Annotated in this window: 22 protein-coding genes; 11 read left to right on the top strand and 11 right to left on the bottom strand. The window is 50.2% G+C overall.

Translation table 11 applies throughout. The annotated features are described in order from the left end of the window. Positions 1-155: 155 nt before the first annotated feature. Complete coding sequence (locus BM185_RS09120; RefSeq protein WP_091962461.1) at positions 156-491, top strand: hypothetical protein; 336 nt, start codon at positions 156-158, stop codon at positions 489-491. 2 nt (positions 492-493) lie between these two features. On the opposite strand, the gene BM185_RS09125 is transcribed toward BM185_RS09120, so the two are convergent. Next, positions 494-1159, bottom strand: a complete 666-nt coding sequence (locus BM185_RS09125; RefSeq protein WP_091962463.1) for an SDR family oxidoreductase — start codon at positions 1157-1159, stop codon at positions 494-496. Positions 1160-1239: 80 nt separating this feature from the next. Between BM185_RS09125 and BM185_RS09130 the strand changes: the two genes are divergently transcribed. Both BM185_RS09130 and BM185_RS09135 read left to right on the top strand, forming a co-directional pair. Then, complete coding sequence (locus tag BM185_RS09130) at positions 1240-1758, top strand: putative pterin-binding protein (RefSeq protein ID WP_091962466.1); 519 nt, start codon at positions 1240-1242, stop codon at positions 1756-1758. Then, positions 1755-3143: an ATP-binding protein gene (locus BM185_RS09135; protein ID WP_091962469.1), complete on the top strand. Its 1389-nt coding sequence runs from the start codon at positions 1755-1757 to the stop codon at positions 3141-3143. Before BM185_RS09130 ends, BM185_RS09135 begins: the two co-directional genes overlap by 4 nt. Here the strand turns inward: BM185_RS09135 and BM185_RS09140 are convergent. Continuing rightward, positions 3140-4033 carry a prenyltransferase gene (locus tag BM185_RS09140; protein WP_091962471.1) on the bottom strand — a complete coding sequence of 298 codons (894 nt, stop codon included), beginning with the start codon at positions 4031-4033 and terminating at the stop codon, positions 3140-3142. The genes BM185_RS09135 and BM185_RS09140 overlap by 4 nt on opposite strands. A gap of 33 nt (positions 4034-4066) precedes the next feature. Between BM185_RS09140 and BM185_RS09145 the strand changes: the two genes are divergently transcribed. Further along, entirely contained in the window at positions 4067-5263 is a 1197-nt protein-coding gene (locus BM185_RS09145; RefSeq protein WP_281247337.1) for a methionine aminotransferase, read from the top strand. A 69-nt stretch (positions 5264-5332) separates the two neighbouring features. Further along, complete coding sequence (locus tag BM185_RS09150; RefSeq protein WP_091962474.1) at positions 5333-6655, top strand: diguanylate cyclase; 1323 nt, start codon at positions 5333-5335, stop codon at positions 6653-6655. Here the strand turns inward: BM185_RS09150 and BM185_RS09155 are convergent. After that, positions 6652-8055: an amidase gene (locus tag BM185_RS09155; protein ID WP_091962476.1), complete on the bottom strand. Its 1404-nt coding sequence runs from the start codon at positions 8053-8055 to the stop codon at positions 6652-6654. The genes BM185_RS09150 and BM185_RS09155 overlap by 4 nt on opposite strands. Before the next feature lie 182 nt (positions 8056-8237). Here BM185_RS09155 and BM185_RS09160 point away from each other — a divergent pair, with 182 nt between their 5' ends. After that, entirely contained in the window at positions 8238-9455 is a 1218-nt protein-coding gene (locus BM185_RS09160) for a pyridoxal phosphate-dependent aminotransferase (protein WP_091962479.1), read from the top strand. Here BM185_RS09160 and metE read toward each other — a convergent pair. Continuing rightward, positions 9446-11731 carry a 5-methyltetrahydropteroyltriglutamate--homocysteine S-methyltransferase gene (gene metE, locus BM185_RS09165; RefSeq protein WP_091962481.1) on the bottom strand — a complete coding sequence of 762 codons (2286 nt, stop codon included), beginning with the start codon at positions 11729-11731 and terminating at the stop codon, positions 9446-9448. The genes BM185_RS09160 and metE overlap by 10 nt on opposite strands. 283 nt (positions 11732-12014) lie before the next feature. Between metE and BM185_RS09170 the strand changes: the two genes are divergently transcribed. The 3 genes from BM185_RS09170 (at position 12015) to BM185_RS09180 (ending at position 17241) form a co-directional block, all read left to right on the top strand. Further along, positions 12015-12944 (top strand): LysR family transcriptional regulator, encoded by a 930-nt coding sequence (locus BM185_RS09170; RefSeq protein WP_091962763.1) that lies wholly within the window; start codon positions 12015-12017, stop codon positions 12942-12944. Between the two features lie 80 nt (positions 12945-13024). Beyond that, positions 13025-14110, top strand: a complete 1086-nt coding sequence (locus tag BM185_RS09175; protein ID WP_091962483.1) for an efflux RND transporter periplasmic adaptor subunit — start codon at positions 13025-13027, stop codon at positions 14108-14110. Then, positions 14110-17241, top strand: coding sequence for an efflux RND transporter permease subunit (locus BM185_RS09180; protein WP_091962486.1), 3132 nt, complete (start codon positions 14110-14112; stop codon positions 17239-17241). Before BM185_RS09175 ends, BM185_RS09180 begins: the two co-directional genes overlap by 1 nt. Before the next feature lie 41 nt (positions 17242-17282). On the opposite strand, the gene BM185_RS14960 is transcribed toward BM185_RS09180, so the two are convergent. Then, the gene (locus BM185_RS14960) at positions 17283-17411 is read right to left on the bottom strand and encodes a hypothetical protein (RefSeq protein WP_281247338.1); all 129 of its coding nucleotides are present in this window, start codon (positions 17409-17411) and stop codon (positions 17283-17285) included. 149 nt (positions 17412-17560) lie between these two features. Here BM185_RS14960 and BM185_RS09185 point away from each other — a divergent pair, with 149 nt between their 5' ends. After that, entirely contained in the window at positions 17561-17941 is a 381-nt protein-coding gene (locus BM185_RS09185) for a hypothetical protein (RefSeq protein ID WP_143089505.1), read from the top strand. On the opposite strand, the gene BM185_RS09190 is transcribed toward BM185_RS09185, so the two are convergent. From BM185_RS09190 to purE, 4 genes are all read right to left on the bottom strand, one after another. Continuing rightward, positions 17938-18459, bottom strand: coding sequence for a DUF501 domain-containing protein (locus BM185_RS09190; protein ID WP_091962492.1), 522 nt, complete (start codon positions 18457-18459; stop codon positions 17938-17940). The genes BM185_RS09185 and BM185_RS09190 overlap by 4 nt on opposite strands. A gap of 64 nt (positions 18460-18523) precedes the next feature. Next, entirely contained in the window at positions 18524-18997 is a 474-nt protein-coding gene (locus BM185_RS09195) for a Dps family protein (protein ID WP_091962496.1), read from the bottom strand. A gap of 86 nt (positions 18998-19083) precedes the next feature. Continuing rightward, the gene (locus tag BM185_RS09200) at positions 19084-20226 is read right to left on the bottom strand and encodes a 5-(carboxyamino)imidazole ribonucleotide synthase (RefSeq protein WP_091962498.1); all 1143 of its coding nucleotides are present in this window, start codon (positions 20224-20226) and stop codon (positions 19084-19086) included. A gap of 17 nt (positions 20227-20243) precedes the next feature. After that, complete coding sequence (purE, locus tag BM185_RS09205) at positions 20244-20744, bottom strand: 5-(carboxyamino)imidazole ribonucleotide mutase (RefSeq protein WP_091962501.1); 501 nt, start codon at positions 20742-20744, stop codon at positions 20244-20246. A gap of 149 nt (positions 20745-20893) precedes the next feature. On the opposite strand from purE, the gene BM185_RS09210 reads away from it, so the two are divergent. Beyond that, complete coding sequence (locus BM185_RS09210) at positions 20894-21157, top strand: hypothetical protein (RefSeq protein ID WP_091962503.1); 264 nt, start codon at positions 20894-20896, stop codon at positions 21155-21157. Between the two features lie 22 nt (positions 21158-21179). On the opposite strand, the gene flgL is transcribed toward BM185_RS09210, so the two are convergent. Beyond that, complete coding sequence (gene flgL / locus BM185_RS09215; RefSeq protein WP_091962505.1) at positions 21180-22166, bottom strand: flagellar hook-associated protein FlgL; 987 nt, start codon at positions 22164-22166, stop codon at positions 21180-21182. Positions 22167-22172: 6 nt separating this feature from the next. Next, positions 22173-24158: a flagellar hook-associated protein FlgK gene (flgK, locus tag BM185_RS09220; protein WP_091962508.1), complete on the bottom strand. Its 1986-nt coding sequence runs from the start codon at positions 24156-24158 to the stop codon at positions 22173-22175. Between the last annotated feature and the right edge of the window lie 34 nt (positions 24159-24192).

Raw genomic sequence — 24192 nt, forward strand, 5'->3', positions numbered from 1 at the left:
ACATTTCGTTAGGGTTTAAGAGTAGCCGATTTATAGAAAGTTCACCACCAACCAAGGCCAAACTAAAGTTCAATCCTGCTCCACTTGAGAAAAATTGCATTTATGCCAGACTCAAAGAGCCTCATAAAAACAACATTAAGGAAAAGGAAACGGCCATGTCAGCAACTATCGATACAGAACACATCGCATCCAGCCTGAAAAATTTTGCGGATAAGTACCTGGAACTGCTAAGTGATATCCGCAGTGGTTTGGAAAAAGAAAAACAGTCAGAAAAGTTCAAGCAGGATATCCAGAAACTCAGCAATATTATTGCTGCACTGGAAGCAGAAAAGTTTGAAAAAGCTGCTGAATTACTTGCAGAGTCTCAGCTGGACCGGCTGTTTTACCTGCACTATCGAGACAACATCAAGCTCCATACCGATGTAAATAGCCTAAGAACACGCTATATCAATCTGGGTTTACAGGAGCCTGACAGGATGCATTACCTCTAAAGTTACCAAGGCAGCTCATCACCATTGGAATGCCAGAAACTACCAGTCGTTTCCAGATTCAGGCTTTCAATTCGAGCTGCCAGCCCCTTAGCAGCTTCCTCTGGAGAAATCAGGCCACCAAAGTTAACCATGCGGGTTTTAACATAGCCCGGGTGTAAAAGCGCAACGGCAATACCCTCGGGCTTCAAGTCCATTGCCAGTGATTTACCAAAGGCATTTAATGCCGCTTTGGAAGCACGGTAACCATAGCGTCCACCAGAATCATTATCAGCGATGGACCCCATACGGCTGGTAATCAAGGCAAGCTTACTTCCTTTTTGTAAATTAGGTAGCAAGGCCTCAGTTACCCGTAGAGGTGCATAAGCATTTACTTCCATCTGGCTGCGTATGGAATCAAAATCCAATTTTCCTAAGGATTCATCCGCCAACAGCCCTGCGTTATTGATCAAGAGGTCGACTTTTTTGCCATTCAGCTCCGTTATTATCTCGGCAATCCCTTCCGCCTGGGTAACATCCACACCTTCGATTATCTGGGTTGCGATTGCCTGAAGTTCATCGGAAGTCTGACGACAGACACCCACCACTTCATAACCTTGACCGGCATAGTGACGCGCTAATTCCAAACCTATACCTCGGTTGGCACCGGTAATTACGGCCGTCTGGGGCATAAAAATTTCCTCCAAGGTTGATGAACAGATAAAATCCTGACATAAACCTGCGACTCCAGTAAAGAATTCAAGGTAATTGCATGACGTTCATCCGTAACCTCTGCTTCATTTTTTTAGTCAGTTATCTGCTAGTCAGTAGCCCCCTTCTTGCCAATCAGTTACCAGCGCCCGAAGGGCAAGTGCTCTTGGTCGTATCTGGCAACATCCAGCACACCAATCAAGGGAAGGAGGCCCATTTTGACAGAGATCTGCTCGAAGCCCTTACCCAAAGAACCACCCAAACAGCAACCCCTTGGTCAGAACGATTGGATACCTTTTCCGGCCCTTTGGGGAAGGCCCTGATAGAAGCTGTAGGCGCCATGGATAGCGAGTGGATGACGATAACTGCTTTGAATGACTATAGTACTCAGGTTCCAGTAAGTGATTTTTACGACTATGAAGTTATTCTTGCGCTTAAAAAAAATGATCGCTATCTAAGAGTGAGGGATCGCGGCCCCTTGTTCGTTATCTACCCTTTTGATGAGCATCCGCACTTGAATACCGAGATGCATTACAACCGCTCTGTCTGGCAAGTCAAAAAGATTGAGTTTCACGAGTGACCAACCCTATTCAAAAACATCCAGGGTTCTGGCTGCTGCCCTTGGTCGCTGGCAGCTTCCTGGCTGCCAGCCTGGTGATACTACTCACTCTTTACGGACGCCTTCAGGAAGTCTCGGATGCGGTTCGTGACAATGCTCTCTGGGCTTCTTATCAATTGGACCGTGAAAATCTGCGCTTGAATAGCCAACTCAGCCAGCATCTTAAAGACTCAGAGCGTGTCGGCTTAGAGGAGGTAGAGTTACGTTTTGAAATTCTCTACAGCCGCCTAAACATTCTAAATCACGGACAATTTTCAGAAGTGCTTGAAGAGCGCCATGAAATTCGCCAGCTCAGCATGGAAGTGGCTCGCTTAATCACTCAGATGGATGAACTTTTTTATTCGGATACACCGGACAAGCTCACTCAGCTTCTAGAGAAGTCCGATCAACTTCAAGAAGTAACCGGCCAGCTTTCTTCAGGCATAAAAGGTATCAGCACACGCATTTCAACCAGCAATCGAGCAAAACAGCTTCAGCTCTATCGCTATCTAGGTGGATTGGTTTTGTTGTTGGCCCTAACCATGAGTCTGATGATTTTCCTGCTTATTCGTAAAATGCTAGAGGCTCGCACGGCTCAGCAACAAGCTCAGGAAATGGCCACACGCCTGGAGTTAACCGCAGCCAAGGCTGAAGAGGCCAGTCGAGCCAAGTCTGATTTTCTGGCGACCATGAGCCATGAAATACGCACGCCCATGAATGGTGTTCTGGGAATGACTGACCTGCTCAGAGAAACAACTCTAAACCCTGAACAAAGAACCTATGCAGAAGCCATTTTCAATAGTGCCAACTCTTTGATGACCCTGTTAAATGATCTACTGGATATCTCACGCCTGGAAGCAGGACGCTTGGTGCTGGAATATGAAAAGACTCACCTTGAACCCCTAATCAGGGAAGTCATCAGCTTTTTTAGTGCAGAACTCCATCACAAGCCCGTCGAGCTGATCTGGACCCTTCACCCCAACGCCCAGGATGCTTACTTCACAGATGCTGGGCGCTTACGGCAAGTACTTTTCAACCTGATTGGTAATGCTCTGAAATTTACCGAAGAGGGACTGGTTGAACTGGATGTTCGCCTGGTTGCGGAAGAAGTTAAGTTCACCCTGACCGACACGGGTCCAGGCATTCCCCTGGAAGCTCAGTCCAGGCTCTTTGAAGTTTTCACACAGGCCGATGCCAGTATTTCAAGACGCTACGGCGGCACTGGTTTAGGCCTAACCATCTGCCAACGCATTGTTGAACAGCTGGGCGGTGAAATTGGCTTCAACAGTACGCCTGGCGAAGGCAGCTGTTTTTACTTCTCTCTACCGCTGGAAAAAATGGCAGTAAACACAGAGACCGCCCATTAAATGCTGGCCCAAACCAAGCTAACCGCCAAAGCTAGCGGATAAAGATGGCATAGGGCCACATTCAGACCCATAAAAGGGACTAGCTCATCCAGTTGTTCAGCTTTGGCAAGTACACCCTTGGCCAGAAAAAAAGCCGGAATCAGGGTTAACAGAGCCAGCAAGGAGTGCAGAGGCAACCACTCTTGCCATACTGCAAGCAAGAGCACCAGGTAGCTAACAACAAGCAGACCAACAAATATTTTGGCGCTGGCTGACCGACCCAAAACGATGGGAAAGTGTTTACGGCCCACCTGCTTATCTGCTTCAACATCAGGAAACTGGTTCAAAAGCAAAAGGTTGCTTACCAGGAAAGCAACGATAACAGCTAAAGTCCAGGCAGAAGAAGTCAACTCACCGGTTAACACCCAAATCGCACCCAGAGTCATCAATAAGCCAAAACCGACACCGGGCGCCAGTAAACAAAACACTGGTGAGCGATTAATATACTGGGTGTAGATATAAATCATAATCACACCAGGAACACCTATCCAGAGCAGTTCCCAGCCCTGCTGAAAACTCAACCACAGCCCCAAGCCTATAACGATCAAAAGTGTCACGCTTGCCAGCATCAATGCCTGCAAAGCCTTGTCTGGGTATTTTAAAAGGGTTCCTGTACCCCCGCTAAAAGGGGTCTTTCGGGTTAGATAGTCCAAGCCTGATCGAAAATCAAAGTATTCATTGAAAGCATTGACGCTGATATGAGCAGCCAGAGCCACCACTAGCACAAGCAGTGACAGAGTGCCCTGTAACCTTTGCGCTTCATACCAACCCAAAGCAACAGCCAGGGCTACGCAAACCAAACTCAGTGTAAGAAAGTTAGGGCGTGCTACACCGATTAGCAGTTTGACCACCTTGCAACTCCTATAAATAAAAAAGATAGTAGCATGCAAGCAACCGCAACCCATGATCTGGAGCAAAGCATGCCGGTAACACCACCCCTTAACTCCAAGCTTCCTCAAGTAGGAACCACTATTTTTTCAACCATGAGTCAACTGGCTGCTGAGCATCAGGCAATCAATCTTTCTCAGGGGTTTCCAGACTACGATGGACCCGCCAGTTTGCTTGAGCGCGTGGACTACCATATTCGCCAAGGTGCCAATCAATATGCACCCATGACCGGCGTACCCCAGCTGCGAAAGGCTCTGCAAGCCAAGCTCTTGCGTTGTTATGATCGCAAGGTGGATGCAGACACTGAAATCACCGTCACCTCAGGTGCTACCGAAGCTCTCTTTGCAGCTATTGCCTGCAGCGTCCGGCCTGGTGATGAAGTGATTATTTTTGATCCAGCCTACGATTCCTATGAACCGGCCATTAATCTGAATGGCGGTACAGCCATACGCCTACCCCTCTTACCCCCAGATTTTCGAATCAACTGGGATCAGGTTGCCACTGCCCTTACCCCTAAAACCCGTATGTTAATTCTCAACTCCCCCCACAACCCCAGTGGACAGATTCTTTACCCAGAAGATATTCAAGCACTGCAACAGCTGGTTGCCAATACCCAGCTCTTGATTCTGGCTGATGAAGTCTATGAACATATGGTTTTTGATCAGCAGCGCCACCTCAGCCTCAATCTCTATCCAGATTTGGCAGCACGAAGCTTTATTGTCTCTTCTTTTGGCAAAACCTATCACATCACCGGCTGGAAGGTTGGCTACTGTGTTGCGCCAGCCACCTTGACGGCTGAGCTGCGCAAGGTTCACCAATATCTGACTTTTAGCACAGCAACACCACTGCAAAGGGCACTAGCTGATCACCTGCATGCTCACCCTGAAGAAGACCAGCGGCTCAACCTGTTTTACCAGCAGAAAAGAGACTTTTTTAATCACCTGCTGGCTCCAGGGCGTTTTGCCTTTACACCTTCGGCTGGAACCTATTTTCAACTCATGGATTATTCAGCCATCAGCCAGGAAGAAGACACCCAGTTTATTCAGTCGCTGATTACTCAAGCTCAGGTGGCTGCTATTCCTTTATCCGTGTTCTATCAGCATCCCCCGGAACAGCTAACTTGGGTACGCTTTTGCTTTGCCAAACACGAAAAAACACTGGAAGCAGCAGCCAGTAAACTCCTGCAGCTTTAAGTTTTAAAAGAAACCCACAGCATATTTAGTTAGACTTAAAATTATATAAACAGTCACGAGAAGCAGGTTGTGCGCCAGACATTCATCAAGATTATTCGCTCGCCCTGGGCGCTACTACTGCCCCTACCTTTTTGGGCAGTAGTTGTTGGTTTGCTTTACTGGCATAACCAACAAATCCTGGATGAAGCTGGCTATGAAATGGCACGCCAAAGGGGTGAAGTTGCCTTTACTCTGATTCAAACTATGCGCCATTGGAATACTGAACATGGCGGTGTCTATGCCCCTTTGACCGAGGACACACCGGAAAACCCCTATCTGGACGTCCCGGAAAAAACCATCACCTCACCTTCTGGCATCCAATTAACCAGCCTTAATCCAGCCTATATGACGCGCCAGCTGTCTGAACTCATGCAAGGCAGCGAACTGGAAATCAACCTGACCAGCAGACGCTTAATGAACCCCAACAATCAACCTGATGTCTGGGAAGCCAAGGTTTTAAACTATCTAGAAGAAACCGGTGCCAGTGAGTACGTCGAAACTCAAGGTGAACAATTGCGCTATATGGCTCCCCTCTATATGGAGCCAGGTTGCCTGGCCTGTCACGCTCACATGGGCTATGAAGTTGGTGATCTTCGTGGTGGCCTAAGTGTTTCCTTTCCAAAAACCTACATTCAACGCATGACCCATGAGCTTCACCGTGAAAGCCGTAGCACTCATCTGCTGGCTTTTCTGCTGCTTTCAGCGACCGGTAGCCTGGCAATCTATGGGTTACGCCGTCTTCTGACCAGCCTTAATCTGGAGCGCAGTCAGCGGGAAGCCATTATTCATGAACGTACAGCGAGCCTTCATGAAGAGATACTTCGCAGCCGCGAATCCCAGCAAAAACTTAATTACCTGGCCCACCATGATGAGCTGACCGGTGCAAAAAATCGTCGCTGGATACTGCGTCAGCTAGACAATTTGCTGGAAGCAGGTGATCTAGAACCCTTGAACCTAGCGGTGATCATGCTTGATATTGATCACTTCAAAAAGATCAATGATACCTATGGGCATGATGCTGGTGATCAGGTGCTTAAAAACTTTGTTCGCACCCTGCAGCAGGAACTTCGTGAAACCGATCAGTTGGGTCGTTATGGTGGCGAAGAATTTTTGGTGCTGTTACCCCATACATCACAAGAAGCTGCCTGGAAGGTAGCCGAGCGCCTGCGCCTAGCCGTTGAAGCCAGCCTAACCAGTTATCAGACGCATCAATTGAAAATCACTACCAGCCTTGGAATCAGCCTACAGCCCCAGCAGCCCGTCGACTCGGAACAACTGATCAACCGTGCGGATGAGGCTCTGTATCAGGCCAAAAAATCAGGCCGCAACCGCACGGTTATCTGGGGTACTTAAAAAAGCTCTGGACGAAGATGGGTCAGCGGGTTGGCCTGCTGATAAGCTTGAGCCGCCCGCAGCACCAGCACATCCTCATGGCGTGCACCCACTAACTGCAGGCCGATTGGCAGGCCCGCCTGAGTAAAGCCACAGGGCACTGAGCAAGCCGGCTGACCCGTCAGGTTGAAGGGGTAGGTAAAGGGCGTCCAAGTCGGCCAGCGTTTTTCTTTCCAGCCTTCAGGCACTTCCTGACCGGTGGTAAACGCCGGTATTGGCAGGCTGGGTGTCAACAACAGGTCGTACTTCCTATGGAAGAGATTCATTTGTTCAGTTAGGGCCGCACGCACATTCATGGCACCGGTATAATCCAGCAGGGAAAGTTTTTCAGCCCAGCTAACCACTTCAATCAAGCCGGGGTCCATCACTTCCCTCTGCTTGGCATCCAAATTACGGATGGCATTGGCTGCACCCCCGTAAAAGAGCACATTGAAGCTTTCCAGTGGGTCTGCAAAGCCTGGGTCAACCTCTTCCACCACGGCACCTAGGAGTTCAAACACCCGCGCTGCTTCAGCAACACTGGCGGCAATTTCGGGGTCCACATCCACGCGACCAAAACCAGGGCTATAGGCAATACGCAAGCCTTCCACGCCGCCTTCAATACCTTCCAGGAAAGAATCCTGGCAAGGGGCCAAGGTAGTGTCCCTTGCATCCGGGTTGACCATGACATCCATCATCAGGGCAGCATCAGCCACCGTCCAGGTCATGGGGCCGGGGTGAGCCAGAGGTGCAAAGGGCGAAGCTGGCCACATGGGAATCAGGCCCTGCGTTGGTTTATGCCCAACCAAACCACAGAAACCTGCGGGAATACGGATTGAGCCCCCGGCATCCGTACCCAGGGCCAGGGGTGCCATGCCCAGAGGAACAGCTGCACCAGACCCCCCACTAGAGCCACCAGCGGTTTTTTCCGGGTTCCAGGGGTTATTGGTCGCCCCACACAGAGGGCTATCGGTCACCCCTTTCCAACCCAACTCAGGTGTTGTGGTTCGCCCCAAGCCAACAAAACCAGCCCGGCGCAGATTGGCCACCACCGGTGAGTCCACTTCATAGGCTTTGCTGTCCGAGGTTTTAGAGCCCTTCAGATTGGGCCAGCCTGCCGTGACAAACATGTCCTTGATAGCGACTGGAATACCATCCAAAGGCCCCAGCTCCATGCCACGCATCCAGCGCTCTTCACTTTGCCGCGCCTGCTTGAGCGTGGTTTCCTCGTCCAGAAAACACCAGGCATTCACCTGTTCATCCAAACGATGAATCTGACGAAGATAGGCTTCTGTTGCCTCCACTGGCGAAACTTCACGACTGGCATAAAGCTCAAGAAGCTCCAGAGCGGTCAGGCCTTCAATGCGGGTGCTGCTGGTCATGGGCAGGCTCCTTAAAACACATTTTTAGCGATTCAAACAAACTCAAACTAGCCCCTTTTTCAACCTCGGGTCAAGTCACTTAAACAAGATTCCACAAACCTCTTGACCCGCCATGAATAGCGGCCTAGCCTGAAATTGGCTGCTTACCGCAAAATCTGACCCCCAGCTGTAGGAGTAACAAGATGCGCGATCTGGATACTGAAATGTATGACCGCTCAGAAGTTTCCATGTTTGGTCCTTCCATGCATGCTATTCCCATGCCAGGCATCCGCCGCATGATCAATATGGCCGCTGACCGTGAAGATGTCATTCACCTTTCCATTGGACAACCAGATTTCCCAACACCTGAGCATATTATTGAAGCCCACATTGATGCCCTACGTGCTGGTCAAACCGGTTATACGATGGATTCAGGCCTGCCTGAACTCCTGACAGCCCTGCGCGATTACTATTCTGAACGCTACAATATTGATCGCCTGACCGAAGAAAACTTTCTGGTAACCACCGGTGCTACTGAAGCCATGTACCTAGCACTTTCAGCAACGGCAGCTCCTGGACGGCAGTTTATCTGTACTGATCCAACCTTTTTGCTCTATGCACCCCTGATTCGCATGAACGGTGGTGAGGTCAAACTGATTCCTACCCGCGCCGAGCACGGGCATCAGATCGATCCTCAGGAAGTGATTGATGCCATGGGCATGCGCACCTTTGCCATCGTCCTCAATTCACCCAGCAATCCAACGGGTACGGTTTATCCTCGGGAAACCGTTGAGGCAATTGTTGAAGAAGCGGCCTATCGTGGGATTTATGTGTTTGCTGATGAGGTCTATGACCACCTGATTCTGGACAAGATGGACTTCCCCAGCGTGATCAGCTGTACCACAGACTTGGACCACGTCATGTCCATTTCCAGTTTTTCCAAAACCTTTAGCATGGCGGGGTTAAGGATCGGCTGGATCATCTCCAGTCAGGGCGCGATTCGTAAACTCAAGCGCTACCACATGTTCACCACCACCGTTGCCAACACCCCCGGCCAATGGGCAGGGGTGGCCGCTTTGCGCGGCAGTCGTGACTGTGTTGATGACATGGTGACTGAATACCGGCGACGGCGAGACCGCGTGGTCAAACTGGTCAATGAAGCCCCCTACCTGCAGGGTTATGTACCGGAAGGGGCCTTTTATATCTTCCCCTCCCTACCCAAGGGAACCAATGGCAGTAAACTGGCCCTGAAGATGCTGGATGAAATTGGCGTCTGCGTCATCCCCGGTGATGCCTTTGGGGAAGACTGTTCCAATTACATCCGCATCAGCTATTCCAACTCCATGGAACAAATCGAAGAAGCCTTCGAGCGCATGATTCCCTGGCTGGCCAAACAGAAGCTGGGCAAGGATTACAAGTAAGCCTTGCGCAACTGCCTGGCAGCTTCAACCAGGGCTGCCAGTGCCGGTGTAACTTCTTCCCAGCGCCGGGTTTTCAAGCCACAGTCAGGATTCACCCAAAGGCGTTCAGCCGGTATTTTCTGCGCGGCTTTTTGCATGAGTTCAACCATCCACTCCACTTCGGGAATGTTGGGGCTGTGGATATCATAAACCCCCGGCCCGATCTCATTGGGGTATTCAAAGGCTTCAAAGGCATCCAGCAACTCCATGTTTGAGCGCGAGGTTTCGATGGTGATGACATCAGCATCCAGCTCAGCAATGGCTTCAATGATGTCATTGAACTCTGAATAGCACATGTGGGTATGAATTTGAGTCGCATCTTCAACAACGGCTGCGGTTAAACGGAAGCTGTCAACGGCCCAACGCAAATAGGCTGCCCAGTCGGCTTTGCGCAGTGGCAGGCCCTCACGGAAAGCCGGCTCATCAATTTGAATTACCCGAATACCCGCAGCTTCCAGATCCCGCACTTCATCCCGCAGCGCCAGCGCGATCTGCTTGCAGGTGGTTTCACGTGGCTGATCGTCGCGCACAAAGGCCCACTGCAAACAGGTTAAGGGGCCTGTCAGCATGCCTTTCATCGGCTTGTCGGTCAGTGATTGAGCATAGCGACTCCATTCCACGGTCATGGCCTGGGGGCGGGAGACATCACCAAAGATCACCGGCGGTTTAACACAACGTGAGCCATAGCTTTGCACCCAGCCAAAACGGGTAAAGGCATAGCCATCCAGTTGCTCACCAAAGTATTCGACCATGTCATTACGCTCGGCTTCGCCATGTACGGGCACATCAATACCCAGCTTTTCCTGCTGCTCAACACAATAAGCAATCTCTTGCTTCATTAGTTCCTGATAACGCTCAGTTCCCAGCTCACCTTGCTTATAACCGCGACGTGCTTTGCGAATTTCGGGTGTTTGCGGGAAAGAGCCGATGGTCGTGGTCGGGAAAAGGGGGAGTTTTAACCACTCTTTTTGGGCAAGTGCCCTTTGCTCGTAAGCAGAAGTGCGTGCGTACATCGCTGGGTCAATAGCGGCCAAGCGCTCACTCACTTCAGGACGATGAATACGCGTGGAAGCCTCACGACTGACAAGCGCCTGCTGATTTTCTGCCCAGGCTGCTTCTCGCTGCTGGTTCAATTGACCGGTAAGGGCTGCGGCCAGAAGGGTGACCTCATCCAATTTTTGACGCGCAAAAGCCAACCAGGATGTAAGCTCTGAATCCAGCTGATCTTCTTGCTCAAGATCATGAGGCACATGTAGCAGTGAGCAGGAAGGTGCTAACCACAGACGGTCACCCAGGCGCCCCTGTGCCGATGCCAGCTGCTCTCTCAGTCGCACCAGGTCGGAACGCCAGATGTTGCGACCGTCAATCACCCCGGCCGAAAGCACCTTATAAGCTGGCAGGCGATCCAGTACCTGTTCCAGTTCTTCGGGTGCTCGCACCAAGTCTAAATGCAGACCTTCGACTGGCAGGTTCACCGCCAAACCTAAATTATCCTGCAAACCACCAAAGTAAACGGCCAGCAGCTTTTTCACCGCAACGGCTTGCAGCTGGTTATAGGCGGTTTCAAAAGCCTGCTTCCACGCAGTCGGTAAATCCAGTGCCAAAATAGGCTCATCAATCTGCACCCAATCCACGCCCTCATCGGCAAGTTTTTGCAGGAGCGCAGCGTAGACAGGCAGCAGTTGCGGCAATAAGTCGAGGCTTGAAAACTCACCCTGCGCTTTGCCTAACCAGAGGTAACTCAAAGGACCAACAAGTGTCACCTTAGCTTGATGACCCAGAGTTTGAGCTTCCTTGACCTCAGCCAGTAGCAACTGAGCATTGAGAGTAAACTCTTGCTGAGGCTGAAATTCAGGCACTAAATAATGGTAGTTGGTATCAAACCACTTGGTCATTTCACAGGCCGCTGCTGGCTCGCCGGAAGGTGCACGTCCTCTGGCCATACGAAAATAGGTATCCAAGTCCGCTTGATCAGGGCAAGTATTAAAACGTGGAGGAATGACTCCCAAAATCAGGCTCAGGTTGAGCACTTGATCATAAAAGGCGAAATCACCGACACTGACAAAATCCAGTCCGGCTTCTTTTTGCTCCTGCCAATGGCGGGCGCGTAACTCCTGGCCAGTGGCTTCCAGTTCCTGAAGCGTGATTTTCTCAGCCCAATAGGCTTCAACAGCTTTTTTCAGTTCGCGTTGGGCACCGATGCGAGGGTAGCCCAGGGTATGGGTTGTTAGGGTCATGATCTTTTCCTTTAAAATTTTTCGTAGCTATTGAGTATTTGGGCACAAGGCACTGCCGCTCAGGACGCGTAAACACATCCCTGTAAGCTCTGACCACAACCTCCTGTTGTGGACAGCCTGAGCTGGCAGCACCTTGCACTCCTCGCCATCTGCAAGGCTCCAGCACTTAAAACTGAGCCTTGGCACGAGAGATAATGGGTTGCAGTATTCTTCAGGAAGCGGATAATTGAATCAAACTCAAGTTTTTCCATTTAAAAGTGAATTAATTTCAACAGGCCAAATCATGATCGAATTAAGGCATTTGAAAACTCTGGTCGCTTTAAGAAGCTGCGGTAGTTTGGTTGATGCGGCAGAGCGCCTGCATTTAACCCAGTCAGCACTATCTCATCAGCTGAAGTCGCTGGAATATCTGCTGGATACCGAGTTGTTTATCCGCAAGAGCAAACCCTTGCAGTTCACACCAGCAGGCCAAAGGCTGCTTAAGCTTGCTGATGACCTACTGCCACGAGTGGAAGCCGCACAAAGGGATTTGCAACGCCTTTCCAGAGGCCAGGCCGGTCGTCTACATTTGGCTATTGAGTGCCATAGTTGCTATCAGTGGCTGATGCCCACGCTGGATGCCTTTCGTCTGAAGTGGCCTGAAGTGGAGGTGGATATTCCGGGAGGTCACCATTTTGCTCCCTTACCGGCATTGAAACGCCAGGAGCTGGATCTGGTGATTACCGCCGACCCTCGTCCTATTGAAGGGGTTAGTTATCAACCTTTATTTCAATATGAAAGCCTTTTGGCGCTACCCAAGGATCATGCCCTGGTTGATCGGGCGTTTATCGAACCTCTGGACCTGGCCACAGAGACCCTGATCACCTATCCCGTAGAACGTAATCTGTTGGATATTTTCACCCATTTTCTTGACCCGGCAGGCGTGGAGCCAGCGGGGATTCGCACCGCAGAGCTGACCATTCTGATGATGCAGTTGGTTGCCAGTCACCGAGGTGTTTGTGCTCTGCCCAATTGGGCGATGACGGAGTATCTGGAAAGAGACTATGTCACGGCAAGGCGCATGGGGCCTGAGGGAACCTGGGGCACTCTCTACGCTGCTTTTCGGAGTAGCCAGCAAGAACAAGCTTTTATCCAGGAATTTATCGAGTTGGCTCGACAAACGTCTGACCGGGTCCTTACAGACATTAAACCGGCTACAAATAACGCTTGTTGAGACAGTGGTTTTTCGGCAAACTAACCGCAATGGACTACCCAGTCCACTTTTGCTTGTGCTAGCAGGAGAAGGGAGCCATCATGCCTGCCAAAAAAACACTGTCTCTATTACTTGCTCTGGTGCTACTACTCCTGTTAGTCATTTGGATGATCAGTGGTGATTTATTATCCAGCCAAACCGAAGCACCTGAACGTGAAGTTCCCGAAGAAGCTTCCGCTTTTCGAGTTGAAACCCGCTGGCTGGAAGCGGAACCCTTTGCACCTTCTCTGACTTTACAAGGCCAGCTACACCCCTGGCAAACCCTGGAAATCAACGCTGAGACTTCAGGGCGCGTTAACCAGCTTTTGGTAGAAGAAGGGGAGTATTTACAGAAGGGTCAGGTTTTACTGGCTCTGGATGAAGATACCCGACCGGCTCAACTGGCCCGCTTGCAGGCTGAAGTAGCCACACGGCAAGCCGAAGTCACGGCTGCAGAGCGCCTGAGAACAGCCAATCACCTTGCCAAAACCGAATATCTGCGTTTAAAGGCCAGCCTTTTGCAAGTTCAGGCCGAGTTGGAAGCTATGCAGTTGGATATTCGCCATACCCGGCCCCGGGCACCCTTTGCAGGCTATTTGGAAGAAAAACATGTCGAGCTGGGTTCCAGTGTACAGCCCGGACAAACCCTGGCCCGCGTGGTCAATATCAAGCAATTGAAGGCCGAAGCAAGAGTCCCTCAACAGTCGATTCATCAGCTGCAACTAGGGCAGCCTGTGACCTTGGAATTATTGGATGGGCGCCAACTGCAAGGCCAGATTAGTTTTATCGCCCAACAAGCCGAGAGTGCAACGCGCAGCTTTCGCATTCAGGCCAAGGTAGATAACCCTGAACAGCAGCGGCTGGCCGGTGCCAGTACCAGCCTGCGCATTCATTTACCGGCAACCACCGCTCATTACCTTTCCGCTTCTCTGCTCAGCCTTGATGAAGCTGGGCGCCTGGGCGTTAAGCAGGTCGATGAAAATAACCGAGTGGTTTTCACACCCATTCAACTCTTGAGCAGTGATACTCGCGGAGCCTGGGTATCCGGGCTGCCTGTCAGAGCCCAGGTTATCACGCTGGGGGGCGGGTTTGTTCATGCCGGTGATCAAGTCGAACCTGTCGTTACTGATGCTTCAGGTGAAGGCTAATGGGCATCTTGATTCGTGCGGCCATCCAGCGTAGCCGGGCCACTTTATTAGCCTTGATTTTCTTGCTACTGGGTGGCTGGGCGTCCTATGTCAGCATTCCCAAAGAAGCCTATCCAGACATCACCATCCCCTATGTTTATATCTCCATGACGCTGGAAGGAGTCAGCCCGGAAGATGGTGAGCGTCTTCTGCTAAGGCCCATGGAGCAAGAGCTGCGTGCACTTGAAGGGGTGCGCAAAATGATTGGCACCGCGTCAGAAGGCCATGCCAGTATTTTTTTAGAATTTGATGCCGGCTTTGATCCAGCAAGAGCCCTTCAGGAAACCCGCGAGCAGGTGGATACCGCACGCAGCCAGTTGCCTTCGGAAGCTGATGAACCTCGTGTCCATGAGATTAATACCGCTCTTTTTCCGATCCTTTCAATTGGGCTTTCAGGGCCTTTGGATGAACGCACCTTGATAGCAACGGGCCGTCGTGTCCAGGAAGAACTGGAAGGCTTGCCCAGCATTTTAGAAGTGGATATTGGCGGTGACCGTGAAGACCTTTTGGAAATCCTGGTCAGCCCCCAAGCCATGGAAAGCTATGGCCTGGACTATGGTCAACTATTCAATCTGGTGAGTCAGAACAACCGCCTGATAGCTGCGGGCAGCCTGGATACAGGTTCAGGACGCCAGGCCATGAAAGTGCCCGGTATCATTGAAAACTTTGATGACCTGATGACCATGCCGGTTAAGGTTGAAGGGCCCACAGTTGTCACTTTTCAGGATATTGCCACCATCCACCGCACCTTCAAGGACCCTCAGGGCTTTGCACGCATCAATGGGCAGCCTGCTTTAGTTTTGGAAGTCACTAAACGTGCCGGTGCCAATGTCATAGAAACGGTTGAAGAGATCAAGAGGCTCCTGGATGCCGCCCTGCCACTACTGCCTGAAGGCCTGGAAGTTGACTTCATAATGGATCAGTCGATTGAAGTCAGAAACACGCTGGATGATCTTTTAAACAATGTCCTCACCGCCGTTGTACTGGTACTTCTGCTGGTCATTGCAGCCATGGGGTTAAGGTCAGCGCTTTTGGTGGGCATTACCATCCCCGGTTCTTTTTTACTCGGTATACTGCTGATCTGGTCTCTGGGTTACACCCTGAACATCATTGTGCTCTTTTCATTAATTCTGGTTGCAGGCATGCTGGTTGATGGTGCTCTGGTGGTCAGTGAGCTGGCTGACCGCCACCTTCAACAAGGCTTAAAACCCAGTGAAGCCTGGGCCAAGGCAGCTACCCGCATGTCCTGGCCGATTATTGCCTCCACCGCAACCACACTATCTGTTTTCGTTCCCCTGCTCTTTTGGCCGGGCATGGTTGGCGAGTTTATGAAATTCCTGCCAATTACGGTCATTCTTTGTTTGCTTTCTTCCCTGTTCATGGCTTTGATTTTTTTGCCAACGCTGGGCAGTGTTGCCGGCGGTCAGCGCCAAGCCAACCCGCAAGCCCAAAGTGGAGAAGGTCAAGAAGGTGGCGACCTGGTTTTTGCAGAAGAAGCCAGCCATTTTGGACAAGGCTATCGTTGGTTAATGGCCCGCCTGCTTCACTGGCCCAAAGCAACTCTGCTAGGCATGCTCCTGATTATTGCGGTGATCTACCTGGCCTATGCACGCTTCAACCATGGTCTGGATTTCTTTCCTTCGGTAGAACCCGAATCAGCTCAGGTTCAAATAAGAGCCAGGGGTGACCTTTCCATTTATGAACGGGACCAATTGGTGCGCAGTATTGAGCAGCGCCTTCTGGGCATGCCTGAAGTTCAAGCTCTCTATGCTCGCTCTTTTGCTGGTTCTGCTGGCGGCGGCCCCTGGGGTGGCCCACCCGAGGACACCCTGGGTATTCTGCAAATACAGTTCACTGACTGGCATCAACGACGTCCTGCCCGTGACCTTCTTGCCGAAATGCGAGAACGCACCGCAGACATTCCTGGAGTTATTCTTGAATTTCGTGAACAAGAAGAAGGGCCAGGAGCCGGAAAGCCAGTCGTCCTTGAAGTCAGTGCTCAGAATCCAGCAAATGCAGAAGCCGCACTCGAGTCCATTATCCAGCGCATGGAAGCCCTGGGTGGCTTTACCGATTATCAGGATGATCGTAGCCTGCCAGGTATTGAATGGCGCTTCCAGGTCGACCGTCAAGCCGCCGCTCGTTTTGGCGCTGATGTCAGTAGTGTCGGTAGCGCCGTTCAGCTAGTCACCACTGGCCTTCTGTTGACGACCTACCGACCAGAAGATGCCAATGACGAGGTGGATATCCGGGTTCGCCTACCCTATCAGGACAGAACGCTGGATCAACTCAAACGTCAAACCCTCAGCACACCTCAAGGTCAGGTCCCCTTAAGTGAATTTGTGACTTTGCAGCCAGCGCCCAAAACCGGCACCCTCAAACGGGTTGATGGTCAGCGTACGCTAACCCTACAAACCGATCTCCAGGAAGGCTATCGACTGGATGAGCGCCTCAATCAGCTGCGCCCCTTCCTGAGCGAGCTTCCTGAGGGTGTTAGTGTCAGAATTGCCGGTGAAGATGCTGATATGCAGGAAACCCAGACCTTTCTGGTTGCAGCCTTCTTTATTGCTATCTTCTTGATGCTGATCATTCTGGTTTTGCAGTTCAACAGCCTGTATCAAACCTTTTTGGTCCTTTCAGCCATTTTGTTTTCAACTGCCGGGGTGCTGCTTGGACTCTTGTTGGCCGGACAAAGCTTTGGTGTGGTGATGGTTGGGATGGGTATCATCGCTCTGGCTGGCATAGTGGTGAACAACAATATCGTTCTTATTGACACTTACAACCATATTCGCCAACAGGGTCTGCAAGGCTACCAGGCTGCTCTGGAAACAGGTTGCCTGCGTTTGCGTCCAGTACTGCTGACAGCTATGACTACTATCCTTGGATTAATGCCTATGGTGATGGGAGTCAATGTCAATCTCATGGAACCCAGTTTGGGCTTGGGAGCACCTTCAACCCACTGGTGGCGCCAACTATCCAGTGCTATCGCCGGGGGCTTGGCTTTTGCAACCCTGTTAACCCTGGTACTGACACCCTGCCTGCTGGTTTTAGGAGAGAAAATATCCTTGAGCGCGCGTCGTCAACAAAAATAAAAAACCCGGCCAGGCCGGGTTTTCAGACAGCTCACTAAAGCCTAGGTTTTTTTGGCGTTAGCTTCATCTTGGTCCATGATATTTTTGAGCTTTTTAACGCTCCAGACACTGGCGACAACCATTATTGCTACCAATGCCAGACTGGCTAAAACATATTGATCGTAGTACATGGCTTTTCTCCACCGCTTGATTACACGTCGACACTTAAGACTTCCCTTTGCTCTATATTTTAACAAGGAGAATATTGCTAACCTTAACCTGGATCATGATTTACAATGTTTTTCTAAAATCGGTGAGCCTGAAGCTAGGGAGTAAAAACATGAAGCGGCCTGCAGCCGACAACACCAAAGGTGTTCCCACTTACTGGAAAGCCCGCTTGCTGCTACCGGTAACTGGACAAAAGGCTTACAAGGGCTATTGGGCCTACACGCAAAGCCTGTCTGAAAAGGAAGTGCGCTTTCAAAGTGAAAAGAACCTGAAAAAGAGTGTTGAAGTCCATTTGGAAATTCACGCCATCCATCAAGGCGTCAAACGGACCATTCAACTTCTGGGCAAGGTGCTTAGCTCCGTGCTCCTCTCCTGCGGCACTCTTTATGGTATCGACCTACAAATCATTAAAATCAGCAAGGCAGACCGTGAGTTTTTGAACAACTACATGAAAGAAAAACAAACCATGAAGCTGACCTACAGCAGTTTCTAGGGAATCAGGTCACCAATTCCAAACTCACTATCCAACCACTCGCCAATCGCATTGTAGCCACTCAGGTGGTGGGCATACTGGGTATGCAGGCAGCGCACCTGCTGCCAGTTTTCTATGCCGCCAACACCTCGACGTTTGAAGACATCGGCAAAGCCCAAGGCCTCGACCCGACTCCGTATTTCCGGTGTCATGGCTGACCAGCGTCTTTGAATATAGTCTTCATGGCTTTTGCGATAATCAGCCAACAGCTGTTGATCTTCCTGCAGTCGGGTTTCCAACTGTTTGATGACCCCCGCTGCTTCCAGATGTGACAGCTCCTTGACCAGCAGGCGGCTGGACAGCCAGTACAACGTCGGGAAGGGTTTGTCGTCCACCAGGGCTTCGACCTGGACCACCAGAGGTCGTCCTGAGCTATCCGTGGCGGTCACATACGTCATACCCTTGGGTTCACGACCCAGCTCTTCAGCAATCAGAGCCTTTTGTTGTTCACTAGGGATTTGTTGCAACTGCGTCAGCATGGGTATTCACTTCAATAAAAAACCGGGCAATCGCTGCCCGGCCTTAGAACTTTCAAAAAATGGATTAACGCCCCAGATAGGCGCTCAGCATCCAGACTGTTTTTTCCTGTTCGGAAATATAGTCACTCATCAGAGATGCTGTACCTTCATCATCAGCTTGACCGGCCAGCTCCATGACATCACGTTGCATCTGGATCAACTGTTTGTAGCCACTCAGCAGACCTTCAACACAAACCTTACCTTCATGGGCTTGCTTATGCTCTTTGATCTCGCTGTTTTCAATGTAGTCACTGAAAGCATGCATAGGACGATGACCCAGAGTAAGAATACGCTCAGCCAGCTCATCAACCTTTAACAGCAAATCATTATACTGTTCTTCAAATTTGGCATGGAGCTCAAAAAACTCTGGCCCCTGAATGTTCCAGTGGTAGCCACGAACATTCATGTAAAAAATCTGGTAATTGGCCAGCAGCTGGTTCAATTTTTCAGACAGCTGAGTTGCCTTGGCTGTATCTAGACCGATACGGTTAGTACTCATTAACAACCTCCTTGCTTCTTTAAGGATTTCATGATTAAGACTAACGTAACTTCCTTGTTCTGGCTAAGGTTTTTTGTGCATTCGCTTCATAGGCACTCGCTATTAGAAACGAAACTGAAATAGGGTTCAGGCGCTTCAGGCAACGCTTGGGCCAGCGTCTTTACTGCTTCCACCAGGCTCAATGCATCCTCGCCCACCAGATTAATATGGCCCAGCTTACGGCCCGCTCTTTCTTCCTTGCCATAGAGGTGCAGATGAGCATTTTCATCAGCCAAGACAAGATTCAAGTCTGGTGTTTTGGCAATCAGGTTCAGCATACAGGTAGGATGCAGGGCACGGGTTGACCCCAAAGGCAGGCCTGCAACCGCGCGCAAATGGTTTTCAAACTGGCTGGTGACAGCGCCATTTTGAGTCCAGTGGCCTGAGTTGTGCACACGCGGCGCCATTTCATTGGCAACCAGGGTGCCATCTGCTTTCTGGAATAACTCCAGAGTCAGCACCCCAACATAATTCAACTCTTGCAGCAGGGCTTGAATATAGTTTTCTGCTTGCTGCTGAATGGCTGCATCCAAATCAGGCAAGGGTGCCAGGGAGTAACGCAGAATACCCTCAACATGGTGATTTTCAGCCATGGGGTAAAAAGCCACCTCGCCCTTTTGACCACGTACCGCAATCATGGACACTTCACGCACAAAATCAACAAAGGCTTCCACAATCAGTTGCGGGTGGCCTATAGCCTTCCAGGCTGCTGCAGCATCTTCAGGTGAACGTAAAACCGCTTGTCCTTTGCCGTCATAACCTTCAGTCACTGATTTGGCAACCACCGGACGTTGACCTTCTTGCCCCAGTTCGCGAGTCGCCTTTTCCAACTCATCCGCAGATTGCACCAGGCGGTATTCGGGCGTGGGAATTCCCAAGCGGGTAAACAGGGCTTTTTCCAGACCCCGGTTTTGACAAATTTCCAAAGCACGGCTGCATGGAAAAACCGGCTTATGCTTTTCAATTTCGCGCACCAGATCAACAGGCAGGTGTTCAAACTCATAGGTTACCCTGTCGACCTGCCCCAGAAAGCTTTCCAGCTGCTGATTATCTGGATCAACCAGAATGCTACCAATATCCGCACTGGGGCTACCGCCCGTATCCAGAAAAACAAACCTTTGTCCCAGTGGATAGCCAGCCAGGGCCAGCATTTGACCTAATTGACCAGCACCGAGAATGCCAACTTGCATCTTTTTATCTCCGGAGTTCAGTGAGAAGCGTCTTCGCGGGGGTCAGGATTGTCGAGAACCTTGCGTGTTTGTTCGGCCCGAAAGGCATCCAGCTTTTTCGCAACCTCTTCATCCTGCAAAGCAACAATTTGTGCAGCCAGAATACCGGCATTGGTTGCACCCGCCTTGCCAATGGCGAGCGTTGCCACAGGAACGCCACCCGGCATTTGTACGATGGAAAGCAAGGAATCCATACCCTTGAGGGCTTTGGATTCAACCGGCACACCCAGTACCGGTAAAGCGGTTTGAGAGGCAGCCATACCTGGCAAATGCGCAGCACCACCCGCGCCAGCAATAATGGCTTGCAGGCCGCGCATCTTGGCTGTTTTGGCGTAATCAAACAGCAAATCAGGCGTGCGGTGGGCAGAAACCACCTTGACTTCATGGCGTACGCCCAGCTGCTCCAGCATCTGTACTGCATGTTCCATGGTGGGCCAATCCGATTTGGAACCCATAATCACGCCGACTTGTGGCTGCATCAGTTAAACCTCTGGATTGAAGCGCAAAAAATTGAAAGCTGGGAAGGATACCCTTAAAAGCTACAGGGGGAAAGTGATAAAGATGACTTTTGTGAACGCAGCGATCAAGGTAAGCTTGGCAGCCTGTTCAATCAACTTGAAGATATCAAATGCTATTAAAGCTTGGACTCACCTTACTTGTATTGCCGCTTCTGATTGTAATGGGCTTCTGGAGCCTGGAGTTTATCGAGGTGAGCAACTGCATCCATGCTGGAGGCAGCTACGATTATATGGAAGGACTCTGTCTGCAAGAAGGGCAGGGGCGCTTTATTCCTTTTTCAGAACGCTACCCGCTACTGGTCAGCGGCAGCCTCTGGGGATCTTGTTTTGGCCTGCTACTCAGCATTATTGGCCTCTACCGGAGGCGGATGTAACCGTCTCCGGTAGAATTTATTATTAAATATAATTAAACAAGCTGAGATTGGAAATACGGCCAAAAGCCTGTTGACTGGCCTGCAGGGACATCATCTGGGTCTGGAAGCGGGTTGCCGCTTCGGCGTAATCTAAGTCTTCCAGATCAGAAATGCTCTTTTTAGCAAACAACTCAAAGTCTTTATTACCATCTTTAACAGCATCAAGAGTATTTTGACGCGAGCCTATTTGTGAGCGGGTTTGGGATACCTTGTCAAAAGCGATATCGATATTATCAATCGAAGCCCGGATTGCATCCTTATCGACATCACTTGGAGGGTTGCCATTACCTGTCGCATTGACCAGGTACTGAATGGCGCCCAGCATATTACCCATATCCCCTGCAGGAACATCATTATTGCCCACTGCAGCAGCATCATTCCAATCAACCTTATCACCGTTAGCATCAACCATTTGCAGGCCTTCCAGGCCTTCAAATGCCCTGGCACCTGAGGTCAGCATTTTAATAAAGGTATCATCAGCAACCTGGGCTTCACGCTCGATCCGATCACCTTGAAAAGCATTTCCATCATAGGCTTTCTGGTCAGCCTGACTGCCCGCAAAAATATATTCATTACTTTCATTTTTGGTATTCAGCAATCCCTGAAGGTGTTTCAGGATTTCTTTGGCTTCTGTACCTGTAGAACGAATTTGCTGCTCATTCCACTGGTCACTACCCAACTGAATCGCAATTTCTTTAAGACGAATCAGACTGGTTTCGGTTTGATCCAGAACTGATTCCGTTTGACTTAAGTTTTTATCAGCAAAATCTATATTACGATTGTACTGCTGAACCACTGACATGCGCGTTTTAGTATTCAATGTCTGGGCTGCTGCAACAGGATCATCAGCGGGTGTCGCCACCTTTTTCCCTGTACCCAATTGGTTATTAGTTTGGTTAACCCGACCCTGGCTTTGCATCATGTTAAACAGGTTAGTGTTGAACATCTGCGTTGATGACATACGAATCATGATTTTTTACCTCCCGACAGCATTCAACAGCGTATCAAACATCCGCTGGGCTGTATTAATAACCTGTGTAGAAGCCTGGTAAGCCTGCTGAAAACGAATCAGATTGGCTGCTTCTTCATCCATATTCACACCCGACGTGGATTCACGCATGGCCGTCGTTTGGTTTAAAACCGAACGACTCACTTCCGTTGCTGTACGTGACTCAGATGTCTGAATACCGGTTTTTTCAACCAGCATCGAGTAGGTTTCACCCAAGGTAGACCCACCGCGACCATCTTCACGCCGATCAACCAGAGCCGCTGTTTGCAACCCGGCAAGAGCAGCGCCACTTTGACCACCTGCACTCCCTTCGAGAATCCAGACATCACCATCTTCATAGTCCGTGCCCTGAAGATTGAGAACCAGATCAGTGCCACCGATATCAAAAGTCAGCTGACCATCAACCAGAGTTCCGACATAGTCATTACCATTTCTATCCGTCAGGGTAAATTCATCGGCCCCTTGATCATAGCTGACTTCAGTACCGGCCAGGTTGACACCATTGAAATCAGCTACATTCTGACCAGCCAAATCTGCATAGGTGAGTTTGGAGGTGCCTGCATTATTTTCATCAGGGGCAATGCCACTCATAGCAATCTTATTGGGGTCGCTCAGCTCTGGCGAGCGCTCCAATTGAGAAGCGCCAATACGTACCGGTGAAATAAGCAATCCTTTATCGGGTATCAGATTTGCTGCCATATCACCAGGAGGATCACCGGCACCAGCACTGGAGACTCGAAAGCCATAATTCTGCTGGGTAAAATTATTTAGATCATTCATATCGGTGAAGGTGCTGATACGTCGACCATCCGGTGACTGCTGAAGCAACAGATTCCCCGTACCATCACGACGAATCGTAAACTCCTTGTCTGGCAACTTGTTCAACTGTTCCTTATCCAGCCAAACCCCGGCATCGGTATCTCTTTGCAGGCCGGGAAGGCGGTCTTGCATAAAGTTTCGCGTATTGATGTCTCTAAAGAAATCACCACCCTGATCACCATTCAGATCGACACCCTGCTGATGCTGGTTATTGAATTCACCAGCAAAGACCATGGCGATGCGACCCATTTCATTGAGTGCCGGATCAAGCGTATCGGTACGGTAGCGCATCACACCGCCCATCTCTCCACCAGTAATGCTGGAGTTGATGTTCATCTTGCTGCCTTTAGAGTCAATCAGATTGACATCATAGCGGCTCTTGTCCAACTCGCCGGGGACAGCTTCAATACGGTTAACATTTTCACCAACAATCAGTGGAATGCCTCGACCGACAAAGACATTCACATCCAACTTGTCCTGACCAACCACATCCACTTCAATGATTTCGCTCAGCTCGCGCAGCAGCTCTTCACGACGATCAAAAAGATCATTGGGCGGCTGGTTGCGGCTCCCTTCATAAACGCGAATTTGCTTGTTGAGTTCACCGATCCCCTGAGCCAGTTCATTAACTTTTTCAGAGTAGGTGCGCAGTTGGGTATTAATATTTTTATTTTGATCATCCAGGCGTGCCTGCGCCGAGCGAAAACGCTGGCTAACACTATCACCCTGGCTAAACATCAATTCGCGGGCAGGTTTGGACAAGGGGTCATTCGCTGCCGACTGAACCCCTTCAAAAAAACCATTCAAGGCCGTTCCCAAAGCCGAGCTTTCATTAGCCAAAAGGCTATCCAGTTCATTGGCATTTTTTAGATAGGCTTCATTGTCTTTTAAGCGACTGGTATCCACACGCATTTGGTGAGTGACATAATCATCGACAATACGCTCAATGGTTTGCGTGCGAGACCCCGTACCCATAAAACCGGCGCCTGCGCCAAAAGGCGGGTTGGTTACTTGAATGGCACGCTGTCGGGAGTAGCCCGGAGTATCAATATTGCTGATATTGTGACCTGTTACACTCAGGTTGTTACGGCTGGTACGTAACCCCGTCAAACCCAGACTCAACAAATCAGACATAAAATTTTCCTTCTTACTATTTCAGCGATTAGCT

This window comes from Marinospirillum celere, from assembly GCF_900112235.1.
Classification (GTDB): Bacteria; Pseudomonadota; Gammaproteobacteria; order Pseudomonadales; family Halomonadaceae; genus Marinospirillum; species Marinospirillum celere.

Bases quoted from the DNA above. Each gene is read 5' to 3' on its own strand.
- BM185_RS09120 (WP_091962461.1), top strand. From the start codon at position 156: ATGTCAGCAACTATCGATACAGAACACATCGCATCCAGCCTGAAAAAT.
- BM185_RS09125 (WP_091962463.1), bottom strand. From the start codon at position 1,159: ATGCCCCAGACGGCCGTAATTACCGGTGCCAACCGAGGTATAGGTTTG.
- BM185_RS09130 (WP_091962466.1), top strand. From the start codon at position 1,240: ATGACGTTCATCCGTAACCTCTGCTTCATTTTTTTAGTCAGTTATCTG.
- BM185_RS09145 (WP_281247337.1), top strand. From the start codon at position 4,067: ATGCAAGCAACCGCAACCCATGATCTGGAGCAAAGCATGCCGGTAACA.
- BM185_RS09155 (WP_091962476.1), bottom strand. From the start codon at position 8,055: ATGACCAGCAGCACCCGCATTGAAGGCCTGACCGCTCTGGAGCTTCTT.
- BM185_RS09160 (WP_091962479.1), top strand. From the start codon at position 8,238: ATGCGCGATCTGGATACTGAAATGTATGACCGCTCAGAAGTTTCCATG.
- metE (WP_091962481.1), bottom strand. From the start codon at position 11,731: ATGACCCTAACAACCCATACCCTGGGCTACCCTCGCATCGGTGCCCAA.
- BM185_RS09170 (WP_091962763.1), top strand. From the start codon at position 12,015: ATGATCGAATTAAGGCATTTGAAAACTCTGGTCGCTTTAAGAAGCTGC.
- BM185_RS09175 (WP_091962483.1), top strand. From the start codon at position 13,025: ATGCCTGCCAAAAAAACACTGTCTCTATTACTTGCTCTGGTGCTACTA.
- BM185_RS09180 (WP_091962486.1), top strand. From the start codon at position 14,110: ATGGGCATCTTGATTCGTGCGGCCATCCAGCGTAGCCGGGCCACTTTA.
- BM185_RS14960 (WP_281247338.1), bottom strand. From the start codon at position 17,411: ATGTACTACGATCAATATGTTTTAGCCAGTCTGGCATTGGTAGCAATA.
- BM185_RS09185 (WP_143089505.1), top strand. From the start codon at position 17,561: ATGAAGCGGCCTGCAGCCGACAACACCAAAGGTGTTCCCACTTACTGG.
- BM185_RS09190 (WP_091962492.1), bottom strand. From the start codon at position 18,459: ATGCTGACGCAGTTGCAACAAATCCCTAGTGAACAACAAAAGGCTCTG.
- BM185_RS09195 (WP_091962496.1), bottom strand. From the start codon at position 18,997: ATGAGTACTAACCGTATCGGTCTAGATACAGCCAAGGCAACTCAGCTG.
- BM185_RS09200 (WP_091962498.1), bottom strand. From the start codon at position 20,226: ATGCAAGTTGGCATTCTCGGTGCTGGTCAATTAGGTCAAATGCTGGCC.
- purE (WP_091962501.1), bottom strand. From the start codon at position 20,744: ATGCAGCCACAAGTCGGCGTGATTATGGGTTCCAAATCGGATTGGCCC.
- BM185_RS09210 (WP_091962503.1), top strand. From the start codon at position 20,894: ATGCTATTAAAGCTTGGACTCACCTTACTTGTATTGCCGCTTCTGATT.
- flgL (WP_091962505.1), bottom strand. From the start codon at position 22,166: ATGATTCGTATGTCATCAACGCAGATGTTCAACACTAACCTGTTTAAC.
- flgK (WP_091962508.1), bottom strand. From the start codon at position 24,158: ATGTCTGATTTGTTGAGTCTGGGTTTGACGGGGTTACGTACCAGCCGT.